Genomic DNA, 7,359 nt, shown 5'->3' with positions numbered 1-7,359 from the left:
TGCCTGACCTGTCCCGCCGGGACGGTTCTCTTAACAACACCATATAGATTTTTTGTACGCCGCCGCCCGCCATCGAGTAGAGTTTTTACACCTAATTGGGGATAAAACAGTTGATGGCGGGCGGCGGCGTTGCCCTTATCGGCCTTACCCTTGTCCCGCTGCTCTCCGGCCTGTTTGGATAATGCCACAAACTAACACTACCCGCCGCGCTCTCCCGCTTCACGCGGGAGGGCGCGGGAAAGGAGGGATTAGCTTTTGATATGGCAGATGATTGAAGATTGGTTTCGCGGCATTTTGACAGACGGAATACTCTCTAATCTCTCCGGGCTGTTCGACAGCGTAAATACAGAGGTTGGAGAAATCGCAACGCAAGTCGGCACAACCCCCGCCGGGTGGAACGCGGGCATATTCAATATGATACGCAGCCTATCGGAAAACGTCATTGTGCCGATTGCGGGCGTTATCATTACCTTTGTCATGTGCTACGAACTAATCCAGCTTGTAATTGAGAAAAACAATCTGCACGATCTCGACACTTGGATTTTCTTCAAGTGGATTTTCAAAACCTTTGTTGCGGTGCTGCTGGTAACAAATACTTGGAACATCGTCATGGGCGTATTTGACATTACACAGAGCGTCGTCAACGACAGCGCGGGCGTTATCATATCCGACACAAGCATAGATATTGCAACCGTTATCACCGATATAGAAGCAAAGCTGGACGCTATGAGCGTCGGCGGGCTTTTGGGGCTATGGTTTCAATCACTCTTTGTGGGGCTTACCATGAAAGCGTTGTCTATCTGTATCATGCTGGTGGTGTACGGGCGCATGATTGAAATATACCTTGTAACGAGTATCGCCCCTATCCCCGTTGCGACAATGGTAAATCGTGAATGGGGCGGCATGGGACAGAACTACTTAAAATCCTTGCTTGCCCTCGGTTTTCAGGCTTTTCTAATTCTTGTGTGCGTCGGTATTTATGCGGTTTTGATACAGACAATCGCAGCAACCGATGACATATCCGGCGCGATCTGGTCTTGCATGGGCTATACCGTCCTCTTGTGTTTTACGCTTTTCAAAACGGGAAGCCTTGCAAAATCCGTATTCAGCGCGCATTAAGGGGGTGCAGATGAAGAAATACAAAATCATTTACGCCGATCCCCCTTGGAGATACGCGAGAAGCAAGGTACAGGGCGCAGCGGAAAAGCACTATCCCACTATGAGTATTGAGGAACTTTGCGCTTTACCCGTCAAAGAAATTGCGGATAAGGACTGTATTTTATTCCTATGGGCGACGTTCCCGCAGCTTAAAGAAGCGTTGCAGTTAATCAAGGCTTGGGGATTTACCTATAAATCCGTTGCCTTTGTATGGTTAAAGCAAAATCGGAAATCGCCCACTTGGTTTTATGGCTTGGGCTTTTGGACGCGAGGAAATGCGGAAATCTGCTTGCTTGCTACCAAAGGACACCCGAAGCGACAATCAAACAAGGTACATCAATTTATTATTTCCCCTGTTGAGCAGCACAGCAAAAAGCCGGATATAACGCGGGAAAAGATACTTGCCCTTATGGGCGACCTACCGCGTATTGAACTGTTTGCAAGGCAGCATACCCCTGGTTGGGACGTATGGGGAAATGAAATCAAAAGCGACATACGGTTTGCCGGAAAGGAGGTTTGAAATGGCGTATGTAACCGTCCCAAAGGATTTAACCAAAATCAAGAGCAAGGTAATGTTCAACCTTACCAAAAGACAATTACTCTGTTTCGGCGCGGCGGTGGCTATCGGGCTACCGCTATTCTTTTTGACAAAGGACAGCGCGGGAACGACAACGGCGGCTTTGTGCATGGTGCTTGCCATGCTGCCCATGTTCCTACTCGCTATGTACGAGAAGAACGGGCAACCGCTGGAAGTGATTATACGGCAATTTGTGGAAGTGAAGTTTCTTCGCCCCAAAGAGCGACCTTATCAGACCAACAATTTTTATACCGCCCTTGCGCGGCAGGAGCGATTAGATAAGGAGGTACGGGCGATTGTCAAAGGAAAAGGGAAAGACCCAAAACAAAAAGCGTAAACTTACGCGGCAGGAAAAGAAACAGATCGACGCGCTTATCCGGCAGTCAAAGGGCGACGGGAAGCCCCATACGGCGCAGGACAGCATACCGTTTGAACGAATGTATAAGGACGGGATTTGCCGCCTTGCAAACGGGCGGTATTCCAAGTGCATTGAGTTTGAAGATATTAACTATCAGCTTGCGCAGCCGGACGACAAGACCGCCATTTTTGAAGCCCTTTGCGATATGTATAACTCTTTTGACGCTTCTATCAGTGTGCAGCTTTCCTTAATCAGCCGCCATGCGAACAAGGAGGATTTCAAGAGCAGTATCACGATTGCCCCACAGAATGACGACTTTGACAGTATCAGAGCCGAATACACCGAAATGCTGCAAACACAGCTTGAACGCGGCAACAACGGGCTTATCAAGACAAAGTTTCTCACCTTTACCATTGAAGCAAAAGATATTAAATCGGCGCGGGCGCGGCTTGCCCGTATCGAAACGGACACCCTCAACCATTTTAAGGTGATCGGCGCGGCGGCGCGGGTATTGGACGGGAAGCAGCGGCTTGAAGTGCTGCATGGGCTTTTCCACCCGGACGGGGAACGCTTCAACTTTGCGTGGGAATGGCTACCCGTAAGCGGCCTTTCCGTCAAAGACTTTATTGCCCCGTCCTCTTTCCGTTTTGGCGACGGGCGAATGTTTCAAATGGGCGGGAAGTTTGGCGCGGTTTCCTTTTTGCAGATTGCCGCGCCGGAACTTTCAGACCGTATGCTTGCCGACTTCATGGAAGCGGAAAACGGGATTGTCGTCAATCTGCACATTCAGAGTATCGACCACAACGAAGCGATCAAGACGATCAAGCGGAAAATCACCGACCTTGACCGTATGAAAATCGAGGAACAGAAAAAGGCAATCCGCAGCGGCTACGATATGGATATAATTCCGTCCGACCTTGCCACCTACGGCGGCGAAGCGAAAAACCTTTTGCGGGATTTGCAGAGCCGGAACGAGCGAATGTTTTTGCTTACGCTGTTAGTTTTGAATGTGGCAGACACAAAGCAGAAATTGGACAACGACGTATTTCAGGCCGCAAGTATCGCACAGAAATACAACTGTATGCTCACCCGCCTTGACTACCGGCAGGAACAGGGGCTTATGTCCTCTATCCCATTGGGCGAAAACCTAATCCAAATCCAGCGGGGCTTGACGACTTCCAGCACCGCCATTTTCGTCCCCTTTACGGTACAAGAGCTGTTCCAAAGCGGCGAAGCGTTGTATTACGGCTTAAACGCATTATCGAATAACATGATTTTGTGCGACAGGAAAAGGCTGAAGAACCCTAACGGCTTGATACTCGGCACACCCGGCAGCGGCAAGAGTTTTTCGGCAAAGCGCGAGATCACCAACGCTTTTCTCATTACCGCAGACGATATTATCATTTGCGACCCGGAAGCGGAATATTACCCCCTTGTGGAACGGCTGAAAGGGCAGGTTATCAAGGTTTCGCAGAACAGCACGCAGTACATTAACCCGATGGATATAAACCTCAATTACAGCGAGGGCGACACGCCCATAGCCTTAAAGAGCGATTTTATCCTTTCCTTTTGCGAGTTGATTATGGGCGGCAAAAACGGGCTGGAAGCGGTTGAAAAGACTTTGATTGACCGCGCCGTTATCAGCGTGTACCGCAGCTACCTTGCAGACCCGAAGCCGGAGAATATGCCGATTTTGGGCGACCTCTACAATGAAATCAAGAAGCAGCCGGAAAAGGAAGCGCAGCGTATCGCGTCGGCATTGGAACTCTATGTAAATGGCAGTTTGAACGTGTTTAACCACCAAACAAACGTTGACATTCACAACCGCCTTGTCTGCTTTGATATTAAAGAACTCGGCACCCAGCTACGAAAACTCGGTATGCTCATTGTCCAAGATCAAGTTTGGAACAGAGTTACCATAAACCGCAGCGAAGGCAAGGCGACGCGGTACTATATCGACGAGTTTCATTTGCTGCTCAAAGAGGAACAGACCGCAGCGTACAGCGTTGAGATTTGGAAGCGTTTTAGAAAATGGGGCGGTATTCCGACAGGTATCACCCAAAACGTGAAAGATTTGTTATCGTCCCGCGAGGTGGAGAACATTTTTGAAAACAGCGATTTTGTGTATATGCTCAACCAAGCCCAGGGCGACAGGGAAATCCTTGCAAAGCAGCTTAACATTTCGCAGCAGCAAATGACCTATGTAACCCATTCCGACGCGGGCGAGGGGCTTATCTTCTATGGCAACGTGATTTTGCCCTTTATTGACCGTTTCCCGCAAGATACGGAACTCTATCGTGTAATGACGACCAAACCCGGCGAGGTGTCGGCATGAGGATAGAAATGGACAAAATCTATTGCGGCGACAGCTTGCAGGTGCTTCAAACCTTGCCGGAAAATGCAGTTGATTGTTGCGTAACGTCCCCACCCTACTATGCCTTGCGGGACTACGGCGCAGACGGGCAGATCGGACGGGAAGCAACGCCGGAGGAATATGTTTCCCGTATTACGGCGGTATTCCATGAGGTAAAGCGGGTGCTTACGCCGGAGGGTACTTGTTGGCTGAATATCGCGGACACTTATTGCGGCACAGGCAGCAAAGCCGACCACCAAGACCCCAAATACCCCAAAGGCAGGAACGGGCAGCAAGTGGCGTTTAACCACCGCGCCCCCGGCTGCAAGCCCAAAGATTTAATTGGTATTCCGTGGCTTGTAGCCCTCGCCTTGCGGGGCGACGGTTGGTATTTGCGCAGTTCTATCATTTGGCACAAAACAAACCCCATGCCGGAAAGCACGCGGGACAGGCCGACCCGCTGCTATGAATATGTGTTTCTGCTTACCAAGTCAAAGAAGTATTATTACGATTGGCAAGCAGTAGCCGAGCCGATAGCCCCCACAACGGCGGGGCGGCTGAAAAGCGGAGTTAGCAAAGGAAATAAGTATAACGTTACTGTTCCGGGGCAAAACCAACCGCAGAAAATCAACCGCCCCCGCGAAAAGGGCGCATACGCCGACGAGTTGATTTCTCCCGTCCGCAGCCGCCGCAACGTTTGGCAGATTAACAATGTCGGCTATCATGGCGGGCATTTCGCAGCGTTCCCGCCGAAACTTGCGGAAACGTGCATTTTGGCGGGCTGTCCCATCGGCGGGATTGTCCTTGACCCCTTTTTCGGCAGCGGCACGACGGGCATGGTAGCAAAACGGCTTAACCGCCGCTATATCGGCATTGAGTTAAACCCCGACTATTGCGAACTTGCAAAACAGCGGATTGGAGGTGATGAAGATTGAGCAAGGAACTGAAAGCCCCCGACAAGGTAACGCAAAAAATGACCCGCGACGGTGCGGTTGCGGAAAACCTCACGACGGGCGAAACGTCCAGTATCAGCGAAAGGCCGCAGGAAGAAAACTATTCAGCCCCCGCAGGGGTGGCAGCGGAAAAGGTTGTGCAGCATATCGGCGCAGAGATTGAGCGACACGCAGCAAAAGGCGCGGAGAAAAAAGCCCTTGACGCGACGCAGCCTAAAACCCATTCTTCCCGCTTGCAGTTTTCCGAAGCGGAACGGGCAACGCCGGAACTTCAAAAAGCGATCAAGAAATCGGATAAGGCGGCAGACTGTTTAGACGCAGCGCGGGCGGCTATCCCCAAGCAGACCAAAATCAAGAAAGAGCGCGTTTTTGACGAAGCGAAAGGCAAGGCAAAGACGCGCCTTTCCTTTGAAAAGACGGATAAGCCCCCAAACGGCAAGTTGCGGCATAACCCCTTATCCCGTCCGGCACAGGAGTTAAACAGTACCGTACATGGGAAAATCTACGAGGTAGAGAAAGAAAACGTCGGTGTGGAAAGCGGGCACCGGGTAGAACTTGCCGGAGAGAAAGCGGGCGGCATGGCGGCGCGGGCAGTTAAGGGCGGCATACGCCGCCATAAGCTGAAACCCTACCGGGCAGCGGCGGCAGCGGAAAAACAAGCGGTAAAGGCAAACGCAGATTTTCTCTATCAAAAGGCGTTGCACGATAACCCCGCGCTTGCGCACTCCAACCCCATTTCCCGTTTTTGGCAGAAGCAGCGCATTAAAAAGCAGTATGCAAAAACGCTGAAAGCGGGCGGCAAAGCGAAAAAAACCGCTGAAGCCACCGCAAAGGCGGCGAAGAAAACCGCGCAGGAAACCAAACGGGCGACGTTCTTTGTTGTCCGGCATTGGAAAGGCTGCTTGATTGTGGGCGGGATTGCCTTTATCGTGCTGCTGCTTTTCGGCGGGCTGTCCTCTTGCTCCCTCTTTGGCGGCAACAGCGGCAGCGGCTTGATTGCGTCGTCCTATCTCTCCGAGGACGCGGATATAACGGGCGCGGAAAGCGCGTATGCCGCTATGGAAGCCGAGTTACAAGATATGCTGGACAATATCGAAAGCGAATACCCCGGCTATGACGAATACCGGGTAAACGCGGACGAGATCGAGCATGACCCCTATGTGCTAATTTCTATCCTTTCCGCGTGGCATGAGGGCGTGTTTACACTCGATGAAGTGCAAAGCACCCTTGAAATGCTCTTTGAGAAACAGTATATCTTGACGGTCGAGGAAGAAGTACAGGTACGCTACCGCACCGAAACAAGGACGGACAGCGAGGGCAACCCCTATACGGTTGAAGTCCCCTATAACTATTACATTCTTCATGTGGATTTGGAAAACTTCAACCTCTCCCATGTCCCCGTTTACATCATGGGCGAAGAACAGCTATCCATGTACGCTATGTATATGTCGTCGCTGGGAAACAGACCCGACCTTTTCCCGCAATCCGGCTATGTGTCTAAATACTATGAAAACCCGCCCGCCGATTATGAAGTACCCGCCGCGCTGCTGGGTTCCGATGAAAAGTTTGCGCGGCTCATGGAGGAAGCAGATAAATACGTCGGTTTTCCCTATGTGTGGGGCGGCAGCACCCCGGAAACCTCTTTTGATTGCAGCGGCTTTGTGAGTTATGTGTTGACGAACAGCGGCCTATACAATACGGGCAGACTTGGGGCGCAAGGGCTTTACAACATCTCAACCCCTGTTTCTAACCCGCAGCCGGGGGATTTGGTGTTCTTTACGGGTACATACGACACCCCCGGCGTTTCCCATGTGGGGATTTATGTGGGCGAGGACGGGGACGGAAGCCCCGTCATGCTGCATTGTGGCGACCCTATCCAGTATTCAAAGCTGGACACCAGCTATTGGCAATCCCACTTTTACGCCTACGGGCGGTTAAATTACAATTAAAAGGAGTTGAA

General features: G+C 51.2%; 6 protein-coding genes and 1 pseudogene. All 7 read left to right on the top strand.

Features of this window, described 5'->3' with window-relative positions:
* Positions 1-98 precede the first annotated feature (98 nt).
* A pseudogene (locus ABUA09_RS08125) lies at positions 99-182 on the top strand (Maff2 family mobile element protein); the annotation flags it as partial.
* 73 nt (positions 183-255) lie between these two features.
* Positions 256-1,119, top strand: coding sequence for a VirB6/TrbL-like conjugal transfer protein, CD1112 family (locus tag ABUA09_RS08120; protein WP_002604481.1), 864 nt, complete (start codon positions 256-258; stop codon positions 1,117-1,119).
* 10 nt (positions 1,120-1,129) lie between these two features.
* A complete protein-coding gene (locus tag ABUA09_RS08115) occupies positions 1,130-1,678 on the top strand; it encodes an MT-A70 family methyltransferase (RefSeq protein WP_002604480.1) in 549 nt (182 codons plus the stop codon).
* Between the two features lies 1 nt (position 1,679).
* Positions 1,680-2,072, top strand: a complete 393-nt coding sequence (locus tag ABUA09_RS08110) for a PrgI family protein (RefSeq protein WP_002604479.1) — start codon at positions 1,680-1,682, stop codon at positions 2,070-2,072.
* Positions 2,032-4,428, top strand: coding sequence for a VirB4-like conjugal transfer ATPase, CD1110 family (locus ABUA09_RS08105; protein ID WP_002604478.1), 2,397 nt, complete (start codon positions 2,032-2,034; stop codon positions 4,426-4,428). The genes ABUA09_RS08110 and ABUA09_RS08105 overlap by 41 nt, the downstream gene beginning before the upstream one ends.
* Complete coding sequence (locus ABUA09_RS08100; protein WP_002604477.1) at positions 4,425-5,381, top strand: DNA-methyltransferase; 957 nt, start codon at positions 4,425-4,427, stop codon at positions 5,379-5,381. Before ABUA09_RS08105 ends, ABUA09_RS08100 begins: the two co-directional genes overlap by 4 nt.
* A 38-nt stretch (positions 5,382-5,419) precedes the next feature.
* Positions 5,420-7,348 (top strand): C40 family peptidase, encoded by a 1,929-nt coding sequence (locus tag ABUA09_RS08095; protein WP_425516017.1) that lies wholly within the window; start codon positions 5,420-5,422, stop codon positions 7,346-7,348.
* The last annotated feature ends 11 nt before the right edge of the window (positions 7,349-7,359 follow it).

The sequence above is a fragment of the Intestinimonas sp. RTP31139st1_F5_RTP31139_211217 genome (assembly GCF_040226735.1).
GTDB classification, from domain to species: Bacteria; Bacillota; Clostridia; order Oscillospirales; family Oscillospiraceae; genus Intestinimonas; species Intestinimonas butyriciproducens.
Note: the sequence above shows the minus strand (reverse complement) of the source record. Positions and strands in the feature narration are given on the sequence as shown.

Bases quoted from the DNA above. Each gene is read 5' to 3' on its own strand.
- ABUA09_RS08115 (WP_002604480.1), top strand. From the start codon at position 1,130: ATGAAGAAATACAAAATCATTTACGCCGATCCCCCTTGGAGATACGCG.
- ABUA09_RS08110 (WP_002604479.1), top strand. From the start codon at position 1,680: ATGGCGTATGTAACCGTCCCAAAGGATTTAACCAAAATCAAGAGCAAG.
- ABUA09_RS08100 (WP_002604477.1), top strand. From the start codon at position 4,425: ATGAGGATAGAAATGGACAAAATCTATTGCGGCGACAGCTTGCAGGTG.
- ABUA09_RS08095 (WP_425516017.1), top strand. From the start codon at position 5,420: ATGACCCGCGACGGTGCGGTTGCGGAAAACCTCACGACGGGCGAAACG.